This is a genomic window from Flavobacterium bomense, assembly GCF_003970355.1.
In genome coordinates this window covers 1-1,308 of sequence record NZ_RYDJ01000135.1, presented here as the reverse complement: position 1 = coordinate 1,308, position 1,308 = coordinate 1, and the positions used below count along the sequence as shown (strand labels likewise).

Here is a 1,308-nt window from a genome sequence, read left to right as displayed (position 1 = left end):
ACGAAAGGCACTTCTAAAAAGAAAGAGCCTGCATTGAAAGAATCTAACGAAAAAGCGCCAAAAACTCCAGACAAAGTTACTGGTGAATACAATGGAAAAAAAGTATATACTGGCCCAAGAGGCGGGAAATATTACATCAACAAAAACGGAAATAAAACCTATATTCAAGACTAATATTCTCCAAAAAAAAACTGTCCAGAAATTATTTTTTGGACAGTTTTTTTATACCTTAACTTAACAGTATAGTAATACTTTCAAAATAGAAATCACTTTCGATTTCATACCTTTCGCTCTTAATTTGATATAAATAAATGAGTTTCAATACCGCCAACAAAACTATTTTGATTGCTCCGCTAAACTGGGGTTTGGGTCACGCAACACGTTGTATTCCAATCATTAAAGCATTACAGGAAAATAATTATATTCCGATTATCGCTTCGGATGGGATTGCACTTGAGTTGTTGCAAAAGGAGTTTCCCTATGTTCAGACACTTAAATTGCCTTCATACAAAATTGAATATGCAAAGAACGGTAAAAACTTTAAATGGAAATTATTGAAAAACTTTCCTGAAATGATTAAAGCCATTTGGAAAGAGGAAAAAAAAGTTAGAAAATGGATCAAAAAATATGATATAGATGGCATTATTTCGGACAATAGGTTGGGTGTTTTTAGCAAAAAGATACCGTCGGTTTATTTGACACATCAATTGAATGTAATGACTGGAACTACGACTTGGTTCACCAGTATATTGCATCAACAAATTATAAAAAAGCATAATGAATGTTGGGTTCCTGATCTAGAAGGAATTCCAAATTTAACCGGTAAATTGGGTCATATTGAAAATCCTGATTTCAATCTGAAATACATTGGTCCATTGAGCCGAATGCATAAAAAAGAAACTCCAAAATTATATGATTTAATGATTATACTTTCGGGTCCTGAGCCTCAACGCGGATTGTTGGAAGATAAATTAAAAGTTGAAATTCTTGGTTATAAAGGGGATGTAGTTTTTGTAAAAGGCATTATCGAAAAAGACCAAAAAAAGGAACAAGTAGAAAATGTTACTTATTATAATTTTATGAATAGCCGTCAACTCGAACAAACTTTTAACGAAAGTGAAACGGTTTTATGTCGCTCGGGCTATACCACCATTATGGATTTAGTAAAACTGGAGAAAAAGGTTTTTTTTATACCAACTCCTGGTCAGTATGAACAAGAATATGTGGCAAAAAAATTAAAAGAGGAAGGGCTTGTTCCTTATGCAAAACAAGACGATTTTCGAATTGAAGATCTAAAGGAAATAGAAA

At 32.6% G+C, this 1,308-nt stretch carries 2 protein-coding genes; both read left to right on the top strand.

Going from position 1 to position 1,308, the window contains the following annotated elements; all coding sequences use genetic code 11:
* Positions 1-33: 33 nt before the first annotated feature.
* Positions 34-174: a hypothetical protein gene (locus tag EKL98_RS18640; RefSeq protein ID WP_235893007.1), complete on the top strand. Its 141-nt coding sequence runs from the start codon at positions 34-36 to the stop codon at positions 172-174.
* A 137-nt stretch (positions 175-311) separates the two neighbouring features.
* Positions 312-1,308 (top strand): glycosyltransferase (locus tag EKL98_RS16175; protein ID WP_126563162.1); only part of this gene is annotated, 997 nt, incomplete at its 3' end.